At 69.0% G+C, this 26,465-nt stretch carries 22 protein-coding genes and 1 pseudogene; 8 read left to right on the top strand and 15 right to left on the bottom strand.

From position 1 onward, the window contains the following. Positions 1-39 precede the first annotated feature (39 nt). Positions 40-837 (bottom strand): SGNH/GDSL hydrolase family protein, encoded by a 798-nt coding sequence (locus STRTUCAR8_RS13865; RefSeq protein ID WP_006376384.1) that lies wholly within the window; start codon positions 835-837, stop codon positions 40-42. Positions 838-1,033: 196 nt separating this feature from the next. Beyond that, the gene (locus STRTUCAR8_RS13860; RefSeq protein WP_006376389.1) at positions 1,034-2,020 is read right to left on the bottom strand and encodes a helix-turn-helix transcriptional regulator; all 987 of its coding nucleotides are present in this window, start codon (positions 2,018-2,020) and stop codon (positions 1,034-1,036) included. 385 nt (positions 2,021-2,405) lie between these two features. On the opposite strand from STRTUCAR8_RS13860, the gene STRTUCAR8_RS13855 reads away from it, so the two are divergent. Together STRTUCAR8_RS13855 and dnaE are read left to right on the top strand one after the other, a co-directional pair. Next, on the top strand, positions 2,406-3,326 hold the full coding sequence (locus STRTUCAR8_RS13855; RefSeq protein WP_044472170.1) for a haloalkane dehalogenase: 921 nt from the start codon (positions 2,406-2,408) through the stop codon (positions 3,324-3,326). A 188-nt stretch (positions 3,327-3,514) separates the two neighbouring features. Then, positions 3,515-6,916 (top strand): DNA polymerase III subunit alpha, encoded by a 3,402-nt coding sequence (gene dnaE / locus STRTUCAR8_RS13850; RefSeq protein WP_078507191.1) that lies wholly within the window; start codon positions 3,515-3,517, stop codon positions 6,914-6,916. 260 nt (positions 6,917-7,176) lie between these two features. Here the strand turns inward: dnaE and STRTUCAR8_RS13845 are convergent, their stop codons facing one another. Continuing rightward, the gene (locus STRTUCAR8_RS13845) at positions 7,177-7,548 is read right to left on the bottom strand and encodes a hypothetical protein (RefSeq protein WP_078507127.1); all 372 of its coding nucleotides are present in this window, start codon (positions 7,546-7,548) and stop codon (positions 7,177-7,179) included. Between the two features lie 27 nt (positions 7,549-7,575). Further along, on the bottom strand, positions 7,576-8,445 hold the full coding sequence (locus tag STRTUCAR8_RS13840; protein WP_006374571.1) for an IS5 family transposase: 870 nt from the start codon (positions 8,443-8,445) through the stop codon (positions 7,576-7,578). A 373-nt stretch (positions 8,446-8,818) separates the two neighbouring features. On the opposite strand from STRTUCAR8_RS13840, the pseudogene STRTUCAR8_RS53320 reads away from it, so the two are divergent. Further along, positions 8,819-9,005 (top strand): annotated as a pseudogene (locus STRTUCAR8_RS53320) (MmyB family transcriptional regulator); the annotation flags it as partial. Positions 9,006-9,273: 268 nt separating this feature from the next. Here the strand turns inward: STRTUCAR8_RS53320 and STRTUCAR8_RS13835 are convergent. Then, entirely contained in the window at positions 9,274-9,648 is a 375-nt protein-coding gene (locus tag STRTUCAR8_RS13835; RefSeq protein ID WP_006374544.1) for a winged helix-turn-helix transcriptional regulator, read from the bottom strand. A gap of 90 nt (positions 9,649-9,738) precedes the next feature. Between STRTUCAR8_RS13835 and STRTUCAR8_RS13830 the strand changes: the two genes are divergently transcribed. The 3 genes from STRTUCAR8_RS13830 (at position 9,739) to STRTUCAR8_RS52490 (ending at position 12,494) form a co-directional block, all read left to right on the top strand. Continuing rightward, on the top strand, positions 9,739-10,551 hold the full coding sequence (locus tag STRTUCAR8_RS13830) for an MBL fold metallo-hydrolase (RefSeq protein WP_006374553.1): 813 nt from the start codon (positions 9,739-9,741) through the stop codon (positions 10,549-10,551). A gap of 243 nt (positions 10,552-10,794) precedes the next feature. Next, on the top strand, positions 10,795-11,145 hold the full coding sequence (locus tag STRTUCAR8_RS13825; RefSeq protein ID WP_006374543.1) for a YybH family protein: 351 nt from the start codon (positions 10,795-10,797) through the stop codon (positions 11,143-11,145). A 992-nt stretch (positions 11,146-12,137) separates the two neighbouring features. After that, positions 12,138-12,494: a hypothetical protein gene (locus STRTUCAR8_RS52490; protein WP_143666387.1), complete on the top strand. Its 357-nt coding sequence runs from the start codon at positions 12,138-12,140 to the stop codon at positions 12,492-12,494. A gap of 484 nt (positions 12,495-12,978) precedes the next feature. Here the strand turns inward: STRTUCAR8_RS52490 and STRTUCAR8_RS13820 are convergent, their stop codons facing one another. The 10 genes from STRTUCAR8_RS13820 to STRTUCAR8_RS13785 form a co-directional block, all read right to left on the bottom strand. Beyond that, a complete protein-coding gene (locus tag STRTUCAR8_RS13820) occupies positions 12,979-14,154 on the bottom strand; it encodes a Wadjet anti-phage system protein JetD domain-containing protein (protein WP_006376377.1) in 1,176 nt (391 codons plus the stop codon). After that, positions 14,151-15,092 carry an SbcC/MukB-like Walker B domain-containing protein gene (locus STRTUCAR8_RS54130; RefSeq protein ID WP_234372768.1) on the bottom strand — a complete coding sequence of 314 codons (942 nt, stop codon included), beginning with the start codon at positions 15,090-15,092 and terminating at the stop codon, positions 14,151-14,153. The genes STRTUCAR8_RS13820 and STRTUCAR8_RS54130 overlap by 4 nt, the downstream gene beginning before the upstream one ends. 806 nt (positions 15,093-15,898) lie before the next feature. After that, positions 15,899-17,593: an ATP-binding protein gene (locus tag STRTUCAR8_RS54125; protein WP_006374556.1), complete on the bottom strand. Its 1,695-nt coding sequence runs from the start codon at positions 17,591-17,593 to the stop codon at positions 15,899-15,901. Further along, complete coding sequence (locus STRTUCAR8_RS13810) at positions 17,590-18,180, bottom strand: DUF4194 domain-containing protein (RefSeq protein ID WP_006376354.1); 591 nt, start codon at positions 18,178-18,180, stop codon at positions 17,590-17,592. The genes STRTUCAR8_RS54125 and STRTUCAR8_RS13810 overlap by 4 nt, the downstream gene beginning before the upstream one ends. Beyond that, positions 18,177-19,619 carry a DUF3375 domain-containing protein gene (locus tag STRTUCAR8_RS13805; protein ID WP_234372766.1) on the bottom strand — a complete coding sequence of 481 codons (1,443 nt, stop codon included), beginning with the start codon at positions 19,617-19,619 and terminating at the stop codon, positions 18,177-18,179. Before STRTUCAR8_RS13805 ends, STRTUCAR8_RS13810 begins: the two co-directional genes overlap by 4 nt. A 179-nt stretch (positions 19,620-19,798) precedes the next feature. Beyond that, on the bottom strand, positions 19,799-21,148 hold the full coding sequence (locus STRTUCAR8_RS13800; protein ID WP_006374542.1) for an AAA domain-containing protein: 1,350 nt from the start codon (positions 21,146-21,148) through the stop codon (positions 19,799-19,801). Next, entirely contained in the window at positions 21,138-22,649 is a 1,512-nt protein-coding gene (locus STRTUCAR8_RS13795) for a hypothetical protein (RefSeq protein WP_006374568.1), read from the bottom strand. The genes STRTUCAR8_RS13800 and STRTUCAR8_RS13795 overlap by 11 nt, the downstream gene beginning before the upstream one ends. Continuing rightward, entirely contained in the window at positions 22,646-22,903 is a 258-nt protein-coding gene (locus tag STRTUCAR8_RS54120; RefSeq protein WP_006376372.1) for a hypothetical protein, read from the bottom strand. The genes STRTUCAR8_RS13795 and STRTUCAR8_RS54120 overlap by 4 nt, the downstream gene beginning before the upstream one ends. Then, positions 22,900-23,784 carry a hypothetical protein gene (locus STRTUCAR8_RS13790; RefSeq protein WP_006376370.1) on the bottom strand — a complete coding sequence of 295 codons (885 nt, stop codon included), beginning with the start codon at positions 23,782-23,784 and terminating at the stop codon, positions 22,900-22,902. Before STRTUCAR8_RS13790 ends, STRTUCAR8_RS54120 begins: the two co-directional genes overlap by 4 nt. 48 nt (positions 23,785-23,832) lie before the next feature. Continuing rightward, complete coding sequence (locus STRTUCAR8_RS13785; RefSeq protein WP_006374566.1) at positions 23,833-24,678, bottom strand: hypothetical protein; 846 nt, start codon at positions 24,676-24,678, stop codon at positions 23,833-23,835. Between the two features lie 135 nt (positions 24,679-24,813). Here STRTUCAR8_RS13785 and STRTUCAR8_RS13780 point away from each other — a divergent pair, with 135 nt between their 5' ends. Both STRTUCAR8_RS13780 and STRTUCAR8_RS13775 read left to right on the top strand, forming a co-directional pair. After that, entirely contained in the window at positions 24,814-26,136 is a 1,323-nt protein-coding gene (locus STRTUCAR8_RS13780) for a metallophosphoesterase family protein (protein WP_006374596.1), read from the top strand. Continuing rightward, positions 26,133-26,465: AAA family ATPase (locus STRTUCAR8_RS13775; RefSeq protein ID WP_006374540.1), on the top strand; the 333-nt coding region annotated here is incomplete at its 3' end. The genes STRTUCAR8_RS13780 and STRTUCAR8_RS13775, both read left to right, overlap by 4 nt.

The following is a 26,465-nucleotide window of genomic DNA, read 5'->3' as shown; positions in this document are numbered from 1 at the left end:
CTCCTGTCCCAGAGAGGGCTGCATCATCATGTGCGGCCGTTACAGGTGATCGGCGATGGCATCTGCCACAGCCTGCATACCGGCGCTGTTGGGATGGAAGGCGCCCATGAGGCTTGAGCCGCTCACACGCTCGGGGAGACCGGTGACCCAGGGCTGAGAGGATCCCAGAGCGTGGTCACGGCTGAGCTGTCCCATGGCGAGGAGTTCCGCACCGGTGCGCCTTGCCGCACGGGCGAAGACGTCGGCGACGTGGCCGCCGAGGCGGCGGAAGCCGTCCAGGGTCGCCGCGTCGAAGGGCGTTGCACGGCCGTAGCCGGTGTCGGGTCCGACCACTGTGAGGTAGTCGACCAGGACCACCCGCGCGCCTTTCGCCCTGCCTCGGACCTCCTCCACGACTCGGGCGAGACCGGCCGCCGCCCGGTCGATGTCGTCCTCTGATGGTCGCGGCACGCCGCGCCGCTTCAGTACCGCGCCCAGCGGGCGGGTGAGCGGGCGGGAGGAGAAGCGGCCGGCCAGGCCCAGCCGGACCATGCTGCCGATGTAGTTGAGGTCGTTGCCGCCGACGGTGATCGTCACCAGGTCGGCATCCGCTGGCAGGCCGTCCAACTGGGGCGCAAACGTGCGGAACATGAGCCGTTGGGCCGTGGAGGTGATCGTCTCGGTGGTGGCTCCGCTCACGGTGAGATCCGTGAGCGCGGCATCGAGCCGTTCGGCGAGCAGGTGCGGATAGTTCCGGGACGAGCGATGCGCTCTTTGGTCCGCGATCGGCTCGATGCCGGGCCCCGCCGCGTACGAGCTGCCCAGTGCGGCGATACGCCGGATGCGTTCTGAACTCATCGAATCTTCCCCTCGGGTGGCTAATCGTCGCGCGCCCAGCGCGAGAACGGCGCCCATGCCCCACGCGCCGTCCGCGCAGACCTCTCGCGTGAGTTCGCCCCACAGGTGTACAGCCTTCCGCGCCCCGGCGAAGGTCAGGACACCAGCAGCGACGGCGGAAGCGAACGTCCCGACAAAAGTGACCAGGCGACCGCTGTCAGCTTGCTCGGGCGTCCTCGTACAGGGCGATGGTCTCCTGCGCCCTGCGGACCAGCACCCCACGCAGCTCGGCCGGCTGAAGGACCTCGACGGCGGGACCGAAGAGGAGCAACTGCTCGGCCGAGCCCAGCGAACGGAACCTCACCTCCAGCTGCACCGGATCGGTGCTCTCGGTATCGGCCGGCTCCTGCGGCGGCGGGGCGGCGAGCTCCGCACCGTGCAGAGCCAGGAATTTCGCCAGCATGCGGCGCTGGACCTTCACCGTCACGCTCACCGGTGTGGGCACGTTGTCGACCCCATGACGCAGGCTCTCCCACAGCTCGGCCAGCTCCACCCCGGTGCGCCGCCGGACGGGATCCTCGGTGACCGTCGCCGAGAGCATCCGATCCGCCCGGAACATCATGGGCTTCTCGCGGTGATCGGCGATCAGGTACCAGATGCCCGCCTTGCTCACCAGCCCGTACGGATCAAGGGTGTAGGAGCGGACCTCGGCATCGCGGCCGTGACGGTAGCGCAGCCGAAGCCGCCGGTCGTTGAAGACCGCCACTTGGAGTACGCCGAGGTCGACGGTGAGCTCCTGGGGGCTGCCGCGCCAGCGCACCGGGTCGATCAGGATGCGGCGGCTGGCGAGATCGGCGACGCCGCGAAACGGCGCGGGCACGGCGGCCATGACCTTGCGCAGTGCCGAGCCGATCGCCTGGCCCAGTCCCAGGTCGGCGTGGGCCCGGTCGGTGACCAGGACGAACAGGGCGCGGGCTTCGTCGGCCGTCAGGCCGGTGACATCGGTGCGGTAACCGGGAAGCAGGGCGATGCCCCCGTTGCGTCCCCGCTCGGCGTACACGGGCACACCGGCCGCGGACAGCGCCTCGACATCGCGGAAGATGGTCCGGACCGATACCTCCAGGCGCTCGGCCAGGTCGGTCGCGGGCACCTGCCCGTGGGTCTGCAGCAACAGCAGCAGCGACAGCAATCGGTCGGATTTCATATCTCAAGAATGACCCGGATACATGACGAAGCCCGTCATGTATCCGGAGCGTGTTCCACGGCACCTCCGCCCGCCCCGACCGAGCCGCGGCCGGTGCACCAACGCCGCTCCCACGAGGACCGGAGCGGCCACCCTGCGCGTCGGCCCCCCGGCTCCTCAAAGCCGCCGCATACGCTCGGCTCCGCACACGTCGACCCGGAATTCGGCGCTGCCTCTCCGCTGCCTCTCCTGCGGGTGTGCCGAAAAAGTCCCCGATATACATGACGGCACATGTCATGTATCTGGTCGTACGTTCATGGGGCAGCAGCACGCGGCTCAGCACGAGAGCGAGCCGACCGGTGAGAGCTGCTTCAGAACCAAAACTTCGGAGGATCTCATGACCGGCATGGATGTCGAACGTACCCCTGACGAGCGTTTCGAAGGTCTCGCCGACTGGCCGTACGAGCCGCACTACGCCACGGTCGGCGAGGGTCTGCGGATGCACTACGTCGACGAGGGGCCGTCCGACGGTCCGGTCGTGGTGCTCGCTCACGGTGAGCCGTCCTGGGGCTACCTGTACCGCAAGATGATCCCCGGCCTGGTCGCAGCGGGCCGGCGGGTGCTGGTCCCGGATCTGATCGGGTTCGGCCGCTCGGACAAGCCGGTCGACCGTGCCGCGTACACCTACGAGTCCCATATCGCCTGGACCGGTGAGTGGCTGGACCAGCTGGGTCTCACCGACATCACCCTGTTCGGCCAGGACTGGGGCGGCTACATCTTCAACGTGCACGTCGGGCTCACCCCCGACCGGTTCGTGGCCGTGGTCGCCTCCAACACCGGTCTGACCGACCCGGATTTCATGGCCTCACTGACCGAGGAGCAGTTCGCGCAGGGATTCAGCGCGTTCCTGGAATGGCGGAAGATGTCCGAGGCGCCCGACCTGACCGCTTCGCGGGCGGTGGCCAGCGCTCTTGGCGTGAGCGGTGACGTCCTGACCGAGGAGGAGGCCGCCGCTTACGACGCCCCCTTCCCCTCCGAGCGGTACTTCGCCGGGGCACGGCAGCTCCCGCACCTCGTCACGCTCGAGACCCCGGAAACGCTCGCGGCGACGCTGCGCAGTGCCTGGGCCGGGCTGGAAGCCTTCGACAAGCCGTTCCTGACCGCCTTCGCCGAACACGATCACATCTCGCGCCCCTTCGAGGGAATCTTCCAGGCCCGCGTCCCGGGTGCGAAGGGGCAGAAGCACGTGACGGTTCCCGACGCCGGTCACTTCCTGCAGGAGCAGCAGCCCGACCTGCTGGTCGAGGCCATCCTCAGCCTCGGCTGACAGCCCGCCCGCACGCCACGCCCCACACCCAGCGGCCCACGCGAGTGGTGTGGGGGCATGGCGGCGACCGGCCTCACACCTGCCGGGAGCGGGGTCTGCCCCGGGGACGCTCTGCTTGGGGGTCGCATCAAGATCCGGTTCTCGTGACCGGTGAGTTCTTCCCCGCGCTCCTCGGAGGGGCCTTCCCGGTGACCGATTCCTTCGTCCACCTGCACAATCACACCGAGTACTCGATGCTCGACGGTGCCCAGCGGCTGCAGCCGATGTTCGCCGAGGCCGCCCGGCAGCACATGCCCGCCATCGCGATGAGCGACCACGGCAACATGTTCGGTGCGTACGAGTTTCAGCAGGTCGCCAAGGGCTTCGACGGCGTCAAGCCGATCATCGGCATCGAGGCGTACGTCGCCCCGTCCGGGCGCCGCAACCGCACGCAGGAGTTCTGGAGGCCCGGCGGGCAGCGTGCCATGTCGGACGACGGCAACGGATCCAACGATGTGCCAGGCACAGGCCGCTTCACCCACATGACATTGTGGGCCCGCAACGCCCAGGGCCTGCGCAACCTGTTCCACCTGTCGAGCGAGGCCAGCTGCACGGGGCAGTTCCCGGCCGGCAAGCCCCGCATGGACATGGAGCTGATCTCGGAGCATGCCGAGGGCATCATCGGGACGACCGGGTGCCCCTCCGGTGCGGTCCAGACCCGGTTGCGCCTGGGCCAGTACGACGAGGCACGACACGTCGCGGCCTGCTACCAGGACATCCTCGGCAGGGAGAACTACTTCCTGGAGCTGATGGACCACGGCCTGGCCCTGGAGCGCGACGTCCGCACCGACCTGCTGCGTCTGGCGAAGGCCCTGGGCATCCCGCCGCTGGCGACGAACGATGCCCACTACGTCCTCGAAGAGCACGCGGACGCCCACGACAACCTGCTGTGCGTCGGAGTCGCCAAGAACAAGGACGATCCGAACCGGTTCAGGTTCAACGGCACCGGCTACTACCTCAAGACCGCCGCCCAGATGCGGGAGTTGTTCGCCGAACTCCCTGAGGCGTGCGACAACACCCTGCTGATCGCGGAGCGCATCGAGTCCTACGAGGAGGTCTTCGCCCCGGGAGACGAGATGCCGCAGTACCCCGGCGCCCCCGAAGGGCAGACCCAGGAGTCGTGGCTGCGACAGGAGTGCCTGAAGGGGCTGGCCATGCGCTACGGCTCCCCGGTCCCCGGCGAGGTGATGGAGCGCTTCGAGACCGAGATGAACGTCATCGGCCCGACGGGGTTCTCCTCGTACTTCCTCATCGTGGCGGATATCTGCCGGTACGCCCGCGCCCAGAAGATCCCCGTCGGGCCGGGCCGTGGTTCGGCGCCGGGGTCGATCGTGGCGTACGCGATGCGCATCACCGAGCTGTGCCCGCTGGAGCACGGGCTGCTCTTCGAACGGTTCCTGAACCCCGAGCGAATCGACCCGCCGGATGTGGACCTCGACTTCGACGACCGTCACCGCGAGCGCATGGTGCGGTACGTGGTTCAGAAGTACGGCTACCAGTACACGGCGATGGTCAACACCTTCGGCCGGCTCAAGGCGAAGCACGCCGCCAAGGACACCTCGCGTCTGCTGGGCTACCCGTTCTCGCACGGTGAGCGCATCACGAAGGCCCTCCCGCAGGACCCCAGGGGCGAGTCGATCCCGCTGCCCGGGATCTTCGACAAGAACCACCCCCGCTACGGGGAGGCCGGCGAGATCCGTGCCCTGTACGAGAACGACCCCGATGTGCGCCGGGTCCTCGACGGAGCGATGGGCGTCGAGGGGCTGATCCGTAACACCGGGGTCCACCCCTCTGCGGTCATTCTGTCCAAGACCCGCCTGAGCGACCGTATCCCCCTCCACATGCGCCCCAGGGACGGCACGAAGATCACCGGATTCGACTACCCCAGCTGCGAGGACCTGGGGCTGGTCAAGATGGACTTCCTGGGACTGCGCAATCTCGGCGTCATCGACCACGCGATCCACAACATCCGCGAGAACCGCCGTATCCACCTCACCACCGACACCGTCCCCGCCGACGGTGCCACCCCCATCCCCCTTAACGACGCCACCACCTTCCAGTTGCTGGCTAAGGGCGACACCGTCGGTGTGTTCCAGCTCGACGGCGCCGGTGTGCGCGCCCTGCTGAAGCTGATGGAGCCTTCCCGCTTCGACGACATCGGCGCCGCCCTGGCCCTGTACCGGCCGGGCCCGGTGGCCGCCCACGCGCATACCGACTATGCGCACAGGAAGACCGGCCGCCAGGAGATCACCCCGATCAACCCCGAGCTGGAAGACGCCCTGGAGCCGATTCTCGGGAACACCTACCACCTGCTCGTCTACCAGGAGCAGTTCATGGCGATCGGCCGCCGGCTCGCCGGGTACACCCTGGGCGGCGCCGACCTGCTGCGCCGCGCCATGGGCAAGAAGAAGCCCGAGGTGCTGGCCGCGGAATGGGAGAAGTTCCACGGCGGGATGCGGGACAACGGGTACTCGCAGGAGTCGGTCAAGGCCCTGTGGGAGGTGATGCTGCCCTTCGCCGGGTACGCGTTCAACAAGTCCCACTCCGTGGGCTACGGCCTGGTGTCGTACTGGACGGCCTGCCTCAAGGCGAACTTCCCCGCCGAGTACATGGCCGCCCTGCTCACCTCGGTCGGCGACCACAAGGACAGGGCCGCGATCCACCTCGCCGACGCCCGCACGCTCGGCGTGCGGGTCCTGCCCCCCGACATCAACGCATCCGTCGCGAACTTCACCGCCGTCGGCGAACACGTCCGGTTCGGGCTGCGTTCGGTCCGCAACGTCGGCGAGAAGGTCATCGAATCCCTGGTCGCCACCCGCACGTCGAAGGGCACGTACACATCCTTCCCCGACTTCCTCGACAAGGCCGACCTCGCGGCCCTGAACAAGCGGGCCGTGGAATCGCTGATCAAGGGCGGGGCGTTCGACTCGCTGCACCACACCCGCAAGGGGCTGTCCGCTGTCCACGAAGACGCCATCGACGCGGTCATCCCGGTCAAGAAGCAGGCCGCGATCGGACAGGACGGCCTCTTCGGCGGCCTCGGCGGCACCGACGACCAGCCGTTGTTCGGCCTCGACTTCCCCATCGACGACGAAGAATGGCCGCGCAAGCAACTCCTGGCCGCCGAGCGGGACATGCTCGGCATGTACGTCTCCGCGCACCCCCTGGACGACACCGAGCACATCCTGTCCCGCCACCGGTCCACCACCATCACCGAACTCACCGCGTCCGGCCGCACCGAAGGCGTCGTCACACTCGCCGGCCTCGTCACCCACGTCCAACGCAAGACGACCAAAGACGGCAGGACCTGGGCAGTCGTCTGCCTCGCAGACCGCGACGGCGAGATGGAGATCCTGTACCTCCCCGCCACCTACCCGCTGGTCCAGCACGCGTTGACGCCGGACAGTGTCATTGCCGTCCAAGGCCGCCTCAACGAACGCGACGGGAACGTCAGCCTCGTCGGCCAGGAACTCGCCGTACTGGACATATCGCCCGCCGAGAGAAGCGGGAAGCCACCGTACGGCGATGCGACATACCGCGAGTCCACCTGAGTCCCGCCGAGCCGACATCAGCAGTCGGCGGTTTCCATACCCCGCCCCGCAAGTCCCGCGTCCTTCGGCTCGGGTGGCGGCCTGTCATGGTGGCCAGGATCAGAGCCCGCCAGGGTTGCCCACTGCGCAGGCGAATACTGCAACTCTCGAATACTGACACTTCACCAGTGCTCCCACACCACGGCCGAAGGGCTGATCGGCGGCGTCACCGGCGCCCTGGCCTCGCCGGCCACGCTGCTTCTGGGCCGCTAGGCCGTGTTTTAGAAGGTGCTGGTCTGGTGGGTTGGGCGTCCGGGGAAGTTGCGGGCGGCCAGCCAGACGATGAGGTCGCCTGCGATCCGGTCGATGCTGGTATCGGTGTCGACCTTGTGTTCACGGCGGGTGGTGTCGCGTCGGACGATCTCGTAGCCGCCTTCGTCAGCGACAGCGACGGACACAAACCAGGCTGGGTCGTCCTGGTCGGGCTGGACGACGACGAACGTGTTGTCCTTGTCGTTGAGTTCGCTGATCAATTCGAACAGGGCATCCTCGGACGGGTCGTCGATGTGGTCGCCGTTTTCGCTGTCTGCGCAGTAGTACTTGGCGGCCACTGGACTCTCCCCATGGTGCGCTGTCGGTTCGGGCGCCAGCATGGCACGGCCGGATGGGCCGGCGGCAGGTCACAGCCACTGCTGGACCGCCGCGATCTGAACCGTCGCCTCGAAGCGGACGGCGAGCTTGTCGTATCGGGTGGCCACGGCCCGGTGCTGTTTGAGGCGGCTGATCCCGCACTCGACCGCGTGGCGGGCCTTGTAGTCCTGGCGGTCGAAAGCGGGCGGACGCCCTCCCGTGCCGCCTCGGCGCCTGCGGTTGCGGATCTGGTCGGCCGGCTCGGGGATCGTGCACCTGATCCCGCGTCGGCGCAGGTAGGCGCGGTTGGCTCGCGAGGAATACGCCTTGTCGCCCCGTACCCGCAATGGACGCACCCGCGGGCGTCCGCCGGCGGTGCGGGGCACCCGGATCGCTTCGAGGACCCGCTCGAACTGCGGGCTGTCACCCCGCTGGCCCGCCGTGACCAGCAGCGCCAGCGGCTTCTGCCCCTGCTCACAGGCCAGATGGATCTTCGTGGAGAATCCGCCGCGCGAGCGGCCCAGCCCGTGATCGTCCGGCTCGGTCCGCGTCCCGCCCGCAGGTTCCTTCTGCCCGGCCGTGTCCCGGCGGGCACCGGCAGCATGCTGATGGGCCCGGCAGACCGTGGAATCGACGTTCACCTCCCACACGATCAGACCCGCAGCATCGGCCCGGGCCTGCAGAGCAGTCAAGATCCCAGCCCACACACCCTCACGCTGCCAACGCCTGAACAGCCCGTAGACCGTCTGCCAGTGCCCGTACTCGACCGGCAGATCCCGCCACGGCACACCGGTCCGCACACGCCACCGCACCCCGTCGATCAACAGACGCCGGTTGCGAACCGGACGCCCCAGTCCCCCGACCGGCAACAACGGCTCCAGCACCGACCACTGCTCATCCGAAAGATCCCCACGCCCCACCCCGAGATCATCGCGGCCCGAAGAGGAACTGCGGGGTCACTTCCAAAACACGGCCTAGGACGCGCTCGGGCACCTGCGGCTGATCGCAAGCACCACGCTCCTTTCCACCGCAGTACGCCGCACCCTCGCACTGCGGCTGCATCAGGCTGACGCCGATCACCCCTGGCAGGGGCGCCGCTTCAGTGTGGGCTGGGGCACCCGTGGCGAGCTGGAGTACCACCCGGTGCGCCTCGACCTGGTGGCCGAGCTTCCAGGCCGATACCGCTGTCGACGAGGGCCGTTACCGTCACCCAGTGCGCTTCGCTTCCTGCGGCTTCGGGAAGACCTCACACCGGGCGACGTACCGCCGTTCGACAACTGAGTTCTCGGTTGGCATCCCCTCGTCGGCGACCTCACCCTGTCCTTCGAGACATTCAGCCTGCCCGACGGCAACGACCAGGCCCTGATCACGCATCACGCGCAGCCGGGATCACCGTCCGCGGAGGCCCTGATGAGCTCTTGCTGGCTGGCGCGCGGACGCCACGCGGGCCGGATCGGGCACGTCGGCCCCGTCCGCCTGACGGGACCGCAGAGCGGCCGCATCCGCACCTGGGCACGCCGAAGACCGTCGTGCCGCTTCGACCTGCACCCTTGTCCCTGGGTTCTCCGGTGGCCCGCACGATGACCACCGACGATCCCGCGTCGACCGCGATCAGCAGGGTCAGAAGCCGTTGCGCATCTACGGTCAGCGACGGCGAGCCGAATCCTGAGCTCCCACGCGGTTCATGCTGCTCGGGGCGTTCGCTCATACGGCGGAAGCACGGTGGCGTGTGCACCGAGCCTGCCTTTTCAGGGCTTCGGGTCGGTGGTGTGGGTGTGTCGGTGGTGGGCGTAGTCGCCGGTGTGCTGTTCGGCCCAGTCCTGCAGGTGTTGCAGTGCGGCGGTGACGCCGAGGGCGAGGTCGGTCAGGGCGTACTGCACCGTCGGCGGGCGGCTGGTGTGCACGGTGCGGGTGATCAGTCCACCGCCTTCGAGGTCGCGCAGGGTCTGCGCGAGCATCTTGTCGCTGACGCCGCCGGCCCGCCGGCGCAGCTCGGACCAGCGTTGCGGGCCGTCCATGAGATCCACCAGGACCAGGGCGGCCCACCGGGCGGTGACCAGGTCGAACAGCTGCCTGCCGGGGCAGGCGGGATCGCGGACGTTGCCTCGCGTGCTTTCCTGCACGTGCTCACCTCACCTAAAGGTATGTACTTCCCAGGAGAAAGTAACTCGGTCAGAGTGAGGGAGCCAATCCCTGATCGTCAAGGAGTACTTGTGGTAACCGACGATGCCGTGACCCGCGCCGCGAACACCGTGACCGTGCTCGGCGGCCCTACCGCCCTGATCCGCCTGGCCGGCTGGACGCTGCTGACCGACCCGACCTTCGACGCCGCCGGCACCGAATACCAGGACGGCCCGGTCCTGGTGCGCAAGACCGCCGACCCGGCGCTGAAGCCCGGGGAACTGCCCGCTCTCGACGCCGCCCTGGTCAGCCACACCGGGCATCAGGACAACCTCGACACCATCGGGCGTACGGTGGCCTCCGGTGCCTCGGAGGTGTTCACCACCGCTGCTGGCGCCACCGATCTCGGGGGCGCAGCGGTCGGCCTGGAGCCCTGGCAGACCCGGACCCTGTCGAAGCCGGGCCGTATGCCGCTGAACATCACCGCGGTCCCCGCCCGCCACGGGCCCGTCGGCACCGAGGACATCACCGGTCCGGTCACCGGCTTCCTCCTGCACACCGATGACGGCTCGGCACCGAGTGTGTACGTCTCCGGTGACACCGTCGACCTGGACGCGATGAGCGCCCTGGCCGGCCGGTACCGCGTCGACGTGGCGCTGCTGCACCTGGGCGCGGCCGGCTTCGAGGAGCTCGGTGACATACGACTGTCGCTGACCGCGACCCAGGCCGTCGAGGCCCGCCGCATGCTCGGCGGCCCCCTCGTGGTGGCCGTGCACGCCGAGGGCTGGGCGCACTACACCGAAGACCGCGGCCACGTCCAGCAGGTCTTCGACGCCGCCGGCGTCCCGCTGCGCTGGCCCACCCCGGGCGAGCCCATCACCCTGCCCGCCCCGCACACCCGCTGACACCTCACCCCGTGCCGCCGCCGGTGCACCGGCCCGCTCCTTCTACGCCGCCGGAGACGCGGGAGCGGCTGCGGTCACCGCCCTGCACGAGGGCCTCGCCACCGTGCAGGCCGACACTATCGACGCGCACAACAGCGCCAGCAGCTTCTGAGGCTGACGCCGCGCACCACCAGTCAATGGCTCACAGGGATCGGCCTGTGGCCGACCCGCCCGTCCACAACGAAAGAAAAGAAGAGGAAGAATATGAAACCGGAAGTCGTGCACGAGCGCTTCGCCGAGTACCTCAAGGACCGGGACCTCGACGGACTGGGTTCCCTGTTCGACGAAGACGCCATGTTCGTACCGGGATCGGGACAGGAGCCGGTCTACGGCAGGGAAGGCATCAAGGAAGCGCTGAAGCCCTACCTCGCCTCGCCCAGCACCATGGAGGTGGTGGCCGCGTCGGTCCATCAGAACGGCGACCTGGCGATGGTCCAGGCGTCCTGGCGGATCACGGGTGAGAGCGGCACCGCGGAAGGAAAGGCGGTCGAGGTGATGAGGAGGACGAGCGAGGGCGACTGGGTCTACATCATCGACAACCCCTACGGCGTCTGATTCCCGGCATCCCGGCATCCCGTCGGGCGACGGTTCTCGATGCGGCCGCCGCTTGCTGCCCGGCGTCGATGACACGGTCATGTTCCGGTGTGTCCGGGCGCAGTTGGCTGGTGAGGGTGAGCAGGTCTCCGACATGGCGTTGCGAGATGAAGGCTCCGCTGCCGGCGGTGAACCGCCGGCTTGTGTACCCGAGCCGCGATGGCGAGCTGGTCGGGCCGCCCTCCCCACGGGGAACCGCGGCGTCGCGTGGTGTCCTTTTGGTTGGTGAACGGTGTGGTGGTCATGGGGCCTCCCGTGCCCACGGACTGATCGTCGATCGTGTTGTGACGGGCAGTCTGTGGGCACGGGGGAACGGTGTCACGTGTCCCTTCCGTTCCGTATCGGCTGAGGGATTTACATCCTGGGGTCGGTGCGGTTGGCGGTGTTGTGCGGCTACGGGGCCGTTCCGGCCGGCTCGGGCTCGTGGTCCAGAAGGAGTATCCGGTCCTGTTCCAGCCACGGCTCGTGGTCCATGTGGCCGTTCACCACGCCGCAAAGCACAGTCCGCGAAGCCGTTTGGGGTGATCCGGAGGCTGCTGGGCACCCCGTTCCTGTTGCGCCGGCCCGCCGGCGCCCGCATCGGGCTGTGGCAGTCCGAGAAGGTCCGGGCCCGCCGCAGCTGCGCGCAAGTGCCTGGGGAGGGTCGGCGCCGAGTTCCCCGGCGCACCGGTGTGCTGCATCACCCTCCGCCTGTCCATCCGGTCCGCCCCGGACGGCGGTGGTGGGGCTCGCGGCACCGCCGGCCGTGTCTGCCGGAACCAGTACTACGTGCGCCCGCACCGGTGCATCTACGCCTGGCTCTGTCGGTGAGTCGTGGGTTCTGGCACAGATCTTGGGGAGCGGTCGCGGAGTGTCACTGGGGCAGCACGAGTTGGGTCAGCCCGCAGGACGGTTTGCCGGGACAGTCGAAATTTCCGGGCACTCTCGCGAGCCGTGCTGGCATCGTATGAATCATGGCAGCGATAGACGACACACCCGAGCCTGACAGCCCTGTCCGCAGCGCTTATCCGCCCCTGCTGGAGGCAGCGTGGCTGTATCAGGCGGATCAAGTGTGTCCGGAAGACCTGCCGATGACCGCTGCCCAGGCACTCGCAGTTGGAATGGACACGCCGGCCCTGTGCGAGCTCGCTGGTCTGCCGCGTCATGCGGACCCCCGGGACATCCGTGACACATTTGAGCAGGCTCTTCAAGAATTGGGTATCAAGCTGCCCGATCACCACCTGTCCCGACGATACGCGCTGCGCAGGCTGGCCGCGCGATTCACCGCCGGGGAGGTGGATTGTGGCGTAGCTGACGCGTTTGCTTATTGATCTTGGTTGTGGCCTGGTGTTGCTCAGTTGTATTGAGCGGTAGGTCTGTTCCGTGGGTGGGGTTTATGCGGAGTCGAGTGTCCGGCGCCGGAGGATACGTGGGCTGAACTGGCTGTTTGGTGCTGCGCAGTGAGCTGAGTGGGGCAGCGCTTTTTGCTCAGTGTGGTTGGTGCGCCTGTCGGTGCTGGTGCTGGCCGGTCTTGTGAGGGCTGGGGCGTGCAGGTGCGAGGCCTGGCCCGGGCCCAACGCTGGATCAGGGCACGGGCCGCCTCGTCATCATCGGTCTCCGTCCGCAAACGGACGATGGTGTCCCGCCTCGGTAGCCGGGCCCGGGGGCCCGGGGGGGGCGTTACGCCGGCCAGAGCGGTCATGTCCGGCGTTATCACGGAACCGCGGACCACCCGGCCGGACGGACGCGGGCGTGGCCTCGCCCTCGACCACGGTCCTGGTCCTCTCCGGCCGCCGGTGTTCTCGGCCTTGGGTGTCATTCCCGGTGCCGTGTCAGCGCCTCTCGCACGGCGGTGATGGCGATGCGCTCCTGCTCCAGGCGCAGGTGCGGTCGGTAGGTGCCGGTTCGCAGGTCCTGGTCGAGGCGGGCCTCCTCGGGGGTGAGGTGTGTCAGGCCGCCGCGTGCCTGTGTCTTCTCTTGGCCCCAATGGGACTCGTGGGCGAGGAGGGTGGCGCGGTCCATGAGCAGTGACGTGGTGTGCGGGAAACGTCCTCGGACCTGGTCGAGGATGGCGAAGCCATGGGTGTCGATGTCGCCCCAGTAACAGAGGTCGACATCGTCGAGCCAGGGCAGATGACGCAGCAGGGCGGCGGGGTATCCGGAGCCGAGGATGGCGACGGCGTCGGGGACCGGCGGCAGTGAGAGGTAGGTGATCTCGTTCTCGAGGACGAAGACGGTGCGCACCCCCGGGGACCAGCCGGCCAGTTCCTCGGCGCGGACGGCGAGTTCGCTGAAGGGCAGGGGAGAGGCGCCGAGGTAGCGCAGGCGGATGTAGACGGGCTTGGTGCGGAAGCCGTACCGCGCGACGAGATCGTTTCTCGGTGCGCTGGTGTCGACGCGGCTCTCGGGGAGCACACAGTCGAGGAGTTCGGCGAGGATTCCCTTGTTGGTCTCGATGAACTTGGTGTCCACGCCGGGGACGTCGATCTCGCGCAGGTAGACCGCCTCGGTGTCGTGGTCGCGGATCCAGCACGTGGTGCGCACGAGCCGGTGCCAGTCTGCGGCGTGGGCGAGGACCTTCATGGGGTGGTCGGCCATCCACCGTGCGATGCCGGGATCCTGGTGGGTGGTCTGTTCGTGCAGGGTGTGGAAGTGGTCGACCTGGGTGGTGACGCGGAGCAGTGTCCAGAGGCGGTCGCGGGTGTCGACCCAGGCTCGGCCGGGACGGTGTTCGAGGGGTGCCGTTGCGGCTCCGATGGATTTGGTCTGGATGCGCAGATGCGGGTGTCGGCTGGGGGCCCAGGATTGGGCCCAGGTGAGTGCCTGCTCGTAATGCTGCAGAGCATCGGCTGCGGTCGGGCCCTTCAGTGGCACTCCGATGGGTTCGAAGGGGTGTCCGCCCGCGGCGGCGGTGAGGTAGCGGCCGCTGGTCCACTTGCGGCGCAGGGTTTCCACCACATGCTCGGGGCGGGTCCATTCTGCCGGGGTCACGAGCGCTCCTTCGGGGGCTGGTTCGCCTGCTGGGCTGCTGCCTGCTTGTGGGCGCGGAACTCCTCGATGGTGAGGTTGTTCAGGCGGGAGCGGGTCTTGTCGGGGCGGTCGACGTAGCCGACGCGGGTGACGTGGGGTTCGATGACGTGGAGTTTCTGGAGCGGGGTGACGACGAGGAGTTGCAGGCCCAGGCGCTGGAACAGGTCGAGGGCGAAGTGGGCGGAGGGGTCGTCACCGCGTCCGAAGGCCTCGTCGATGGTGACGAAGTGGAAGGTCTTCGGTTTGGGAGCGGTGGGGTCGATGCGGAACTGGTAGGCGAGGGAAGCCGCGAGGATGGTGTAAGCGAGTTTCTCCTTCTGGCCGCCGGACTTACCGCCGGAGTCGGAGTGGACCTCGTACTCGGCGCCGTCCTCGCGGTTGAGCTCGCTGGCGGAGAAGACGAACCAGCGCCGCACGTCGGTGACCCGGGAGGTCCACTCCTTGTCGAGGCGGGTGTGCTCCGGGCGGCCCTTGAAGCGGTCGAGGAGCGCCTTGACCTGGAGGAACTTCTCTTCGGTGTACACGTCATCGGTGTCGTTCGAGAGCGTTTCGCTGGTGCAGGCGCGCAGGTCGTGCTGGAACTCGCGGACCTCCTTGTTCGGCGTGGGGGCGGCGTTGAGCCGGATGTAGCGGCCCGGGTTGTAGTCGATGCCGCCCAGCGACGTGTTGATCACATCGATACGTTCGCGGATCTGCTGCTCCTGAGCGCCGAGACGGGCCTGGAACGAAGCGATGTCGCGGACGACATTGGTGCGCAGGTACAGGAGGAACTGCTCCTCGAACCGGGGCAGGTCCTCGTCGGTGAGCCGGCTGTGCAACGCGCGGTAGCCGTCGGCGGATTCGACTGTGTTGTCCAGCTCGGCGGTGTGGACCGGGTACCTGCCGCGGAAGGCGGTCATCAGCGCCGCCGCCTGGCTGCCGACGTGGCGCAGGGCGTCGTGGCGGCTGCCGCTGCTGCGCAGCAGACGTGCTTCGGCACGGCGCTCGGCGTCGTCCAGCATCTCCAGGAGTTTGTGCTCGTCGCTGCCGGCTGCGGGCAGGAACTTCCTCAGGGGTTCCTCGTGCTCCGCCATGCCGTCGAGGTCGCACTGCGCGAGGAACGTGGTGGTCCTGCCCAGCAGGCCGGCGATGTGCCGGACGTCTCGGCGCAGACCGCCCAGCTCCTCCTGCCCCGTGGTGAACGTCTTGCTGCTCTGTACGATCTCGTCCTCGGTCCGCCGGAGCTGTGCGGTGAGCTTGTCCAGACCGGCTTCTGCTTCCAGGACGCTCTTCTGCTGCTCGAACTGCTCGATGTCCGCGACGGTGCCCCGCCAGTCGAGTTCCGCATAGGTGTCGACGCTGGCCAGCAGGGTGAGGGCGGCACTGGTTCCGGCGCGGGCCCGCTGCTGCTTCTCGAGTTCCCGGGTGGCTGCGGTGATGTCGGCGCTTTCGCGGGTGAGGCGGGTGGCCTCGGCGAGGAGGGCGTCGAGCTTGGCCTGGTTGCTCCAGCCCAGCACCCAGTTGCGCCGGTCGTCGATGCGGTAGGCGTCGTTCTTCTCGTGGCGACCTCCGCCGCCCTTGACAAGACCCTGCCGGGTGACAGCGGGCCTGGTGGCGCGAGTGAACGCCTCCAGGTCTTCGGCGCACAGGTAGTCGGCACGCGAGCGCAGCCGCGCGGCGAGCCAGTCGCGGGCCCAGATGTCGGACTTGAGCTGCAGTTTGCCGCTCAGCAGGGCGGGGTCGTCCGGCAGCGTGGTGATGGGTGTGTGGGCGGGGACCTGGTAGTAGACCAGTCTGAGGCCCAGGTGACGGCCGTTGACCCAGGCCGAGACGGTGTCGTAGTGGGCGTGGGGGACCAGCAGGGACAGGGCGAACCCGTGCAGTACGCCTCGGCGGCGCCGGCCCACTCGGCTTCGTCGTCGCGGACCTGGATCAGCTCGCCGGCGAACGGCAGGACCTCGTCCAAGACACCCGCGGCGGTGGCGAGTTCGCGGCGCAGGGCCAGCAACTCGGCGGGGATGCTGGAGCGCTGCTGCTGCAGGCTGCTGATCTCGCGCCGCAGCGCTTCGGTCGCGAGGGTGTTGCCGTGGCGCGCGACGGCGAGATCGTCGAGTTTCCCGCGGGCCTGCTGCTCTTGCTCCTCGGCCCGGGAGCGGGCGGTGGAGATCTGGTCGGTCCGCTCACGGAAGGAGGCGGCGTCGGGGACGGGATCCATGCCGGCCTGCGTGAGCCAGGTGCCGTACTCGGTGGCGCGCTTGCGGCGCCGTTCGCGTTCGCGGCCGAGCTCTTCGATCCTGCCGGTCAGGGAGATGAGCTTCTCCCCGCCGACGCCGTCGATACGGCGCCGCAGGCCGTCGGCCGTCCCGCGCAGCTGTTCCAGCTGCCCCTCGCGGGTGGACTGCAGTTCCTCCAGGTCCGCCGCACCGGACATCAGCGCGGTGTGACGTGTCGTGAGAAGCCGGTGGCGGTGCTGGGCGAAGAACGCGGGGACGGCGCTGCGGCGCTTGTCCAGGGTGGTGATCTCTCCCTGGACGGTGTCGTACCGGTCGCATGCCGTCACGATCGGTGTCAGGTCCTCGATCATCCGACGGGCCCGGACGACCTCGTTGTGGCTGGCGGTGAGCGCGTCGAAGTGGGCGACGATCTTGTCGACGGCCGTCTTCGCGTCGAACGGCTCCAGCATCCGCTCGCGGACGAACTCGTCCAGGCTGCCCACGGCCTTCATCGACACCGTCTGGTGGAACAGGTCCAGGGCCTGCAGGCTGGGGATGCCCAGACCTCTCAGCAGTGCCTTGCCGTACTGGGTGTATGTGCTGCCGTGGATGGTGGCCCCGCGCTGTTTCAGCTGCCGGCGCAGGTCGGTGATGTCGGTGCCGAAGCCGGTGAAGTCGGTGTCGACGGACAGTGGTGCCTCGGCGGTGAGGTAGAACCGCTCGGGCTGCCCGGTGCTGGTCGGGGATGTCCAGTAGAAAACCTGGGCGAGCGTGAGGTGGGTGCCGAGGACGTAGTTGGCGAAGACGCCCAGGATCACGCTGTAGGACGTGTGGTCGCGCAGCCCCACGGGGCGGGTGGTGTCCGATGCCTCGACGCGCTCGTTCTTGTGATGGCCGAGGACGTAGGACCGCAGGTCGCGCTCCTTGGCGTCGGCGCCCGCCGCCTTGTTGTAGGCGATCTTGTGGGCGGGCAGAAGCAGCGTGGTGAGCGCGTCGACGAGGGTGGACTTCCCCGATCCCACGCCCCCGGTGAGCAAGGCGCAGTGCCCGTCGATGGTGAAGGTGCAGGTGGTGCGGTGAAAGGTGCCCCAGTTGAGCACTTCCAGACGGGCGAGCCGGTAACCGGGGCCGACGCCGGACGTGCCGGCCGGCTCTGCGGGCGTTGCCTGCCGGGGGATGAACGCTGCCGGGTCGGTGGTGAGGGTCATGTGTCGTCCTTGGCCGTGGTGGAGGCAGCGTCGCGGTAGGTGGCGAGGAGGTCGTTGAAGTCGTTGAGGGCCTGGGCGTCGACCAGGGCCTTGATGTGGCGGCGGACCTCGTAGGCGCCGGTCTGTTTCGTCTGACGCAGTGCCTTGAGGTCGACGAGCTTCTTGATGTGGGCGTCGATCTGGTCGACGAGCTGGGCTTCGTTGCTGCGTGGCGGGAGGAAGCCGCGGACCATCTCGACCAGGTCGTCACGGGTGAGTACCAGGCGCGGGTCGGCGGAGTCGGCGTCGCTGTCCGCGAGCCGTCCGCGCAGCAGGACGAGCATCAGGCTGACGGGGAACGAGAGCCGGTGGCGGGTGACCAGCCGCGGCACCGGGACGCCGTCGTCACGGGAATCGAGCTCCTGCTGCCGGACGTAGGCGTAGCCCTCGGCGCGGTCGATGACGATGTCGAGGCCGATCACGCCGAGGTAGTCGCCGATCGCCGCCTGCTGGCTGACGATCTGCTCCCAGACGGCAGGGGCGTCGCCCTGGTAAAGCACGCCCGCTTTCAGCAGGTGGACCACGGGGACGGTCAGGGGGTCGCTCACTGATGCTCCGTCTTTCCGGCGGCGGTGCCGCCTTCGTCGCGTACGAACGTCACGTGCGGCACTCTCGCCTGCGTGTGCCCGGGCACGTGGACGCGCGGGTAGACCAGGAGGTCGGCGCGGTCCGGGTCCACGATCATGTCCAGGCCGGGGTGCTCCACCTGGAAGTAGGCGAGCAGCTCCGCGAGCCCCAGGGCCAGCGGGTGGTCGTCGACGATGGCGGCCAGGTTCGCCTGGCCGCTCGGGCTTGCGGCGACCGCCTCCAGGACATGGCCGGTCAGCGCCTCGGTGTCGACGTGGACGCCGGAGAAAAGCTCGGAGATGTCCACTTCCGCGTCCTCGGACTCCTCCACCGCGGCGGTGTCCAGCTCGATGCGTTCGACGGGCATGTACAGCCGTCGCTCCATCGGCAGCGTCAGATCCGCCTTGGGTACGTCCAGCGTCATGCCGGGCAGGTCGGCTCGGCCTTCCAGGGCGGTGACGTGACGCTGGATGGAGCGCACCAGCGCCAGTACGCGGCGGTCCTCCGCTCGGCTGCGGTCGACCAGGAAGCGGCGCAGCTGCTCGGTCAGCTGCCGGACCGTGTCCTGGGTGTTCTCGGCTGCCTCCAACCAGGCGAAGGGGACCTTCAGCAGGCTCTGGTTGGCCCTGCCGTCCAGTTGCGGCAGCTGGTTGACCTGTTGCAGCAGCTCCCGCAGTTCCTGCTGGCGGCGGGGGGAGAGGAGGTAGTCGAAGAACGCCTGGAAACTCTGTCCCTGATCGGACCGGGCGATCTCGTCGCGGTCCAACAGGAACGCGGCCAGCTGCTCTCCCTTCCCGCCCTCGGCGGTAGCGACCTGGTGGCGCAGCCGTACGTCCAGTTCCCGAAGATTCGCCTCCACTTCGCGGAAGTCCCGCAGGAGTTCGACCGCGGTGCTCTCCACCTGCTGGTAGCGGTCCAGCAGAGCGAGCGGGGACAGCATGTCGACCTCACCGGCGAGCAGCCGGGCGATCTGGGCGTCGATCGCGTCACGCTCCCGGCGCAGTTCGTCGATGCGTGTCTGCGGATCGGTCTCCGTGCCGAACGCCATCTGCCGCAGGAGCGCGACGATGGTGTTCAGGCGGGACTCGGTTCCGATGAACGAACGTGCGGGCAGCTCCCGCACCCAGGCCACCCCCTTCTCGAGCGCCGCAGTCGCGTCGAAATGCGCCTCGTCCTCCCCGGGCGGGTAGTACTTGCGCAGCCAGCCGTTCTTCGTCCACTCCGCCAGATAGACGTCGGCGGACCGGGGAAACGAGCCGGGCTTTTCCTCGTTGAGAAGGTAGAGCCGGTCGTCCAGCCGGGACTCCAGCACGGTCTCCGGCACACCGCGCGCGTTTTCGTCGACGAACACCGTGCCGCAGAACGACAGCACCAAAGCGGCATTGTCCGCACGCAGCAGCACCCACGCCGGATGACGCATGAGCTCTGTGACCTGGTCGAAATCCACACAACCCCCCGATCGCATGCAAAGTCTGTCCTGCCCCGGGCGCGGCAGGTGACGTCACTCTAGAAACCGGCACTGACAAAACCCGGGAAAACGAATGAATTTGCGAATTCAGCGGGAAAGTCCCGCACCCGGGCGTTGACGTCGCACGGGCATCATGCGGCGACGCGGTGTTGGGCGAGTTTGGCCAGCATGACCTGGTTGGCCTCCCACCCGTCTGGGAATTTGGCGCGCACGGAAAGGTGCACCGGGTCCATTGAGGGGTGGCTGTCGAGGAGGTCGGTGATTCCTTCGCGGGCGACGACGATGCATGCCTGCCGGTGACGGGAGGCGAGGACACACAGCCGCCCGGCCTCCAGATGGAAGGCCGTGGCGTCCCGGCGGCCGGACAACGGGTGCACGACGATGACGACTTCGAACTCGCGGCCCTGCAACCGGTTCGCAGTGTCCACCGCCACGCCCCGCGCGGCGGGGTTCCCGGTCCGGGCGAGCGCGGCCCGGACCAGTTCGGCCTGGTCGCGGTGGGCGACGCCGATGGCGATGTCACGGGCGTCCAGGGGCCGTCCGTCCGGGTGGCGCTCGCAGGTGGCGACTGCTCCGCGGATCAGCAGCCGGGCGGCGAGATCGGCGGCGGTCCGGATGGTTTCGTTGTCGGTGCGCGGTACGTGTCTGCGGGGCAGTTCGTGCAGGGCCCAGCCGGTGGTGAACGCCTTGGCGAGGGTCTCGTCCAGGTCGGTGCGGGCGAACCCGGTGGTGCTGAACTCCAGGGCGCGGGTGGCCTCTTCGGTGCCGGCGGTGAAGCGGTTGAAGGGGTAGAACGCCTGGGCGATGGTCGGTGCGGCCGAGGCGGGCAGGCGCCAGGACACCGGCAGCCGGTGCACGGGGATACCGGGGTTGTGTTCCAGCATCACGCTGACGCCGTTCTGCGTCGGGTCGTGCGGCAGCCCGATCCAGCGCTCGGTGCCGACGATTGTGAACGGGTCCAGCTGGCCCGGGTCGCCGACGAACAGACCGCGGTCGAAGTGCTCGACGATCTGCAGCAGCATGTCCGAGCGCATCTGGTAGGCCTCGTCCAGGATTGCCCAGCCGAACGTGGTGGCGTCGCGGACGGTGGCCCACTTGGCGGCGGTGCCGACGACGATCCGGCAGCCGGCCAGATCGGCCAGGGTGCGCCCGATCGTGATGTTCGTCAGCTCGCTCAGGGCCTGCGGCGGGCTGTAGGTGCTCGCGCTCAGACGGCCGAGGGGAAGGTCGGGGTGCTTGTCGGCGAGCCGCTCGATCAGGTCGTCGACCTGGTTGTTGGTCTGGGCGACGATGATCGGGCGTTCGTCGCCCGCCGTGAGTTCCTGGGCGGCGTCGACTACCAGGGTGCTCTTGCCGGCGCCCGGAGGGGAGTCGACGACGACGGCCCTGTGCGGGGAGTTGGCCAGGTCGGCCAGGATTGCTGCGGTGGCGGCGCCCGCAGCCGCGGACGCGTCGAACGTGGTGGTGTCGTCAGTCGTCATTGCCCCACTCCTCTGCGGCGGCGTCCTCGGGTACGGCGGATTCGGTGTCCGGCCCGTCCGGGCCGGCACTGTGCGTCCACGGGGTGTGATCGGACACCGGGAATCGTGGCTCCGGGCGCCACCCCGGGTCGGGCAGGTAGTCGATGCTCTGGCCGGGCTCCGGCACCGTGCCCGGCTTCGGGACGACAGAGCGCCCCATTCCGCCCGTGACCTCCACCATGACCAGCGTGGCGTCCCCGCCGGGAAGGACGGAGACGATCACGGCCTTGTGACCGGCCGGCATGGACGGGCTGATCAGCCTCGTGTCGGCGGCCAGCCGCACGGGATCCTCGGTGCGGACGGTGACCCGCGGTCGTGGCACCCGCCTGTTCTTTGCCGTGGTGACCGTCCGGCCGGATTCGGTCTCCACGACCGTCCCGGCGAACGCCTCCCCGGCGCTGCGCCGGTCCGCCCGCACGAACCGGTCGTCGAACGCCGTCTCGGACTCGAAGTCGGCCAGCGCGCGTTCCAGCCGGCTCAGCCTCCGGGCCGCGCTGATCGCGGTGTCCCGCTTGCGCTGCGGAAGGCCCCCGGCGTCCCGGTCGTCGGAGTAGCGGGTGAAGGCCGCGCAATCGCGTTCGAAGCGCCTGGCGGTCTGCGGCGCCTCGCGTACGGACCGCAGAAGCGATATGGCCTCCCACACCATGCGCCAGGTGGGCTGGATCTGCCCCGCGATCAGCTCCCGCAGGTCGGACTCGGCGGTGGCCAGCGCACGCGGGTCACCGAGGGCGCGGGCTGTGTCGAACCGTCTGATCGCCGGCGCCAGGTCGCGGTTGTCGAACTCGGGGGAGGTCGTCGGGCCCGCTGGCGGGCACACGTCCGGGTTCTCCGCCTCGGCCATGGCCTGCTCGACGCTCAAGCCCGCTGGGGGAGAGATCCAGGCCATCAGGGAGGCGAGGTTCTGGTCCTCCAGCGTGCTCTGGCCGGTCGCCCAGTGCTCGGTGAGCATCCCCGTGACGGGCAGCAGAAGGGAGGTGCCTGCCTGCTCGGCCCTGTCGACCAGGAACGTCAGCCACATGCCGAACTCGGGGACGACATCCGGCACCGCGTGAGGACCGGACGTCGAGCGGAAGCGGCACATGCGTCCCAGATCGGCCAGGGCCTTGACGCCGCCGGGGTTGGGCACCAGGACCTGCGGCGCGTCGGTGTACAGGGAACGCTCGTCTTCACCGCGGCGGTTGTGACGGAAGGAATCGATGTAGTCCACCACGATCCGGCCGAGACCGGCGGCGAACGCGAACCGCTGGTCCCGGTTGCGGGGCTGCGACACGACCAGCAGCGTCCCGGTCCTCCTGGAGGAGCCGACCATCGCGGCCAAGGGCGCCCCGGCCTCTCCGGCCATGGCCAGCGGGACGATCACCAGCGGCCGGCCTGACAGACGCCGGTGCCGGTACTCGGTCAGCGGCACCGCCCGCATCGACTCCATCGCCTGCACATGCGCCAACGCCGACAGTATGCTCACGCCGCACCTCCGAGACCGTCCAGTTCGGCGCGCAGCCGTGCTGCGTGCCGCAGGGCGTCGGCCATCTCGGACTGTGCCTCGCTGGGCTGCAGTTCGCCGTGGGCCAGCCCCATCACCATGGTCGTGGTGTCGATACCGCCGAACTGCTCGCGCACCACCGGCCCGAGGACATCCAGCGAGGCCTCCGCGCGGGCACGGCTGCGGCAGTAGAACGCCATCTCGCAGTGGTTCAGGCAGTCCGGACGGTAGGTCACCAGGACCCGATCCAGCGATGCGGCCAGTTCCCCGGCCGGGCGCCGGGGCCGTTGCTCCTCATCCAGGTCGAGATCGAAAGTGAGGCCTCGGGCACCAGGTCCACCAGGTCGCCGATGCGCTCGATGCGCGACAGCTGGCGGCTCAGCGCGGCCACCTGCTTGCGGGCATCGACGAACGCCGCGGTCGGCCGGTTGGTGAAGTCCTTCGGCGCGACCAGCACGACCGTGTCGGACACGGCCTGCCCGTCGATACCGGCCCGCGCGAGCAGGTCACGCAGCGCGATGATGTACGCGCACGCCTGCGTGGTCGCCGCCCGCACCTGCGTGGGATCGGCCTGCCCGTCGAGGATCGGGAAGCTCTTGATCTCCACGATGTGAAAGCGCCCGTCGACACGGAACGCCACCAGGTCCGGCTCCAGGAACGCATCGTGCCCGCCGACCCGCAGGCGCAGCATCGGATGGTCGAACAAGGTGCCGTCACCGTCACCCCGGGCAGCCTGCAGCAGCACCTGTGCGGTGCGGTCGTGGCGCACCGCGGCGCGGCCGTCGCCGCCGACGTTGTTCAGGTCCTCGTACCCCACCTCCGGCAGCGTCAGCTGCAGGGTCTCGCGCAGGACCCGCACCAGCTCCGCGCAGCCGTTGTCCTTCACCATCGTCTCGAAGGCGTTTCCGCGCGCGAGGGCGAAGACGGACTGGCCGAAGGGCGAGGGGTGGCCGGCGTGCGCGGCGATTGCGGCCTTGTCAGAGCCGGAGGCGTCGAGCAGTGCCCGCAGTGTGCAGCGCGGGTTGTTCTGCAGGGCCGCCAGCGACCGGGCGTTGTAGTCCAGGCGCTTCGCGGATCCGCGAAGCGCGGCGAGGCGTTCGTCGACTGGTGCATTCACGGTCTCGTAGATCCTTGCGGGGGAGAAGGGACTGCTGAGCGTCAGGGGTCAGGCCCGGGCCGTCCGCAGGTACGTCACGCCCTGCGCGGGCGCGCCGAACAACTGCTGGTCGTCCTTGAGCGACTTGCGTGCCCGCCGTGCGGCCTCCGCCCGGGCGGCGCGGTCGGCGTCGGCATGCACGTCCAGCTCGGCCCCGGCGGCGTCGATCACCTGCTGCGGGTCCATCGCGCCCTCGTGACCGGCCACGCTCCTCGGCAGGGCGTCGGGGATGTTCACCGCGAAGCGCCACAGCAGCCGCAGCGCCTCCGGACCGGGCCCGCCGACTGTGGACTCGGCCGAGGTGCGCACGGCCTCGGCGATGCGGATCGCGCCGGTGAGGAAGTCCACGCGCGGTGACAGCGGGCCGATCATTCGCTGGTCCAGCGTCCAGGTGCTGATGGTGATGAGCGCCCGCACCGGCGTCAGCAGGTCGTGCGCCAGTGCCGGGCACAGGTAGTACGGCCGGGCGCCGGGGCTGGACAGGTAGGAGCGCTCCTCGTCCCGGCGCAGGCTGGAGAGCTTGGACGCGGACAGCTCGCCCGGGAAGAACGCCTCGTGCACGCCGACGATCAGTTTGGGGGCGGCCGGGGTCCCGAGCAGCATCAGGGCACGGTGGACGTGCTCGCGCGCCGGGAGCTGTGACCCCCGCGCGGCCGGAGCCGCTGCCGGTACGGGGTGAGGCGGGGTGGTGGCCGGTTCGTCGGCGTCGACGAGGGCGTCCCAGGCCCGCTCGGCGCGGCGCAGTTGCATCCGCAGCTCACCGGCGCGCTCGGTGTCACCGGCTGCGGAAGCGTCGCGAATCGCGCGGCGCAGGGTGCTGATGCTCTTCTCCAAGGCGTCCAGCGGATCACTCATGCCCCAGACGTTACCAGAGTTCCAGAGCTTTCCAGATTTCTTCCCGAGATTCGGTGTACAGTCGGCGCCACCGAACCTCCGGCCGCAGCGGCGCAGCCCGCGCCGCCCCGCAGACCGTTCCCCTGGAGGCACCCCGTGACGGGACGCGTGTTCCACACCTCCGACTGGCACCTGGGCCGCCAGATCGGCCGCTACCGGCGTGATACCGAAGTCGACGCCGTCCTGGACGAGATCATCGACATCGCCGCCGATTTCGCCCCCGACCTGATCGTGCACAGCGGCGACCTGTTCGACAGCTCCCGACCGGGCCTGGACGACCTGCGCCGTGCGGCGCAGGTACTGCGCCGCCTCGGCGAGATCGCGCCCGTGGTCGTCGTCGCCGGCAACCACGACACCACCTACGTCCTGGCGTTCCTGAAGTTCATGCTGAGCGACATGGGAACCCGCGAAGGGGACGAGGCCAGGGTCCGCTTCGCCACCGACGCCCGCCCCGACGGGCTGCTCGTGGCCGAATACCCCACCAGAGGCGGGGAGCTGACACTGCGCATCGGCGCGCTGCCGTACCTGCACCCCAACCGGTTCACCTACGACTTCGCCGACCCCGGCATGACAACCGCGGCCTACACCGAGCGGATACGCATCGTCCAGGCCGACGTGTACCGCCGCCTGGCCGCGGGCCGCGGCGCACGGGACGTCCTGATCTTCGCCGCCCACCTGTTCGTCGAGGGGGCCACCCCTTCCCACTCGGAGCGGAAGATCTCCCTCGCCGCCGAGTACGCAGCCGCCGCCGCTGACCTGCCCGAGGTCGCCTACGGCGCCCTCGGCCACATCCACAAGCAGCAGTCTGTCGGCCGTGCCGGCTTCCCGGCCCATTACGCGGGCAGCCCGCTGCAGATGGACTTCGGCGAGAGGGGCGACACCAAGGGCGTGGTGCTGGCCGAGGTCGGCCCGGGCATCGAGCCCCGCATCGACTTCGTGCCGCTGACCGCCGGCCGCCGTCTGATCCGGCTGGAAGGCACCTTGGAAGAGATCACGCAACGCGCCAGCCGTGTCGGAGACGCCTGGGTGAAGGCGGTGGTGAACGTGGAGGTCTCCAACCCCTTCCTGCCGGACACCCTCGCCAAGATGATGCCGCAGGCGACGCTCGTCGACATCGACGAACGCCGCACCGGGGCAGCCGACCGTGTACTGGACCGGGAGGCCTCCACCGGAGAACTCCCCGATGTCGAAGACCTGTTGCGCGACTACCTGCCCGGCCGCGGCACCACCGGCCTGGCCCTGGACCGTGCCATGGCCGCCCTCGCCCATCTGCAGGCCGAACCCGACCCCGACGATCCCGCCCCGTGCTGCGAGGAGAACCTGCTGACCGCGGCCATCGCTGGCCAATCCCTCGACACCATCGACCGCTCAGGCCTGCTGCCCGGCATCGACACTCCCGGTGCGGAGACAACGCGATGAAACCCCTGACACTGTCCCTCATCGGACTGCGCAGCTACCCGACCCCGGTCACCGTCGACTTCACCGGCAAGAACCTGGTCGCCACCGTCGGCAACACCGGCGCTGGCAAGAGCAGCATGCTCGACGCCATCGTCTACGCCCTGTTCCGCAAAAGCTCCTGGGACGCCAAGGAACCTCGGCAGCTCATCGCCGACGGTGCGCAGGCCATGAGCGTCGAACTCACCTTCCTGCACAACGGACAACGCTGGCACATCCATCGCACCATGCACGCCACCAACCCGAACGCGGCCCGGCACCATCTGAGGAACCTCGACACCGGAGAGGAGGTC

The organism is Streptomyces turgidiscabies Car8 (genome assembly GCF_000331005.1).
GTDB lineage: Bacteria > Actinomycetota > Actinomycetes > Streptomycetales > Streptomycetaceae > Streptomyces > Streptomyces turgidiscabies.
The sequence above is the reverse complement of the archived record's forward strand: the minus strand, read 5'-3'. Positions and strand labels throughout refer to the sequence as shown.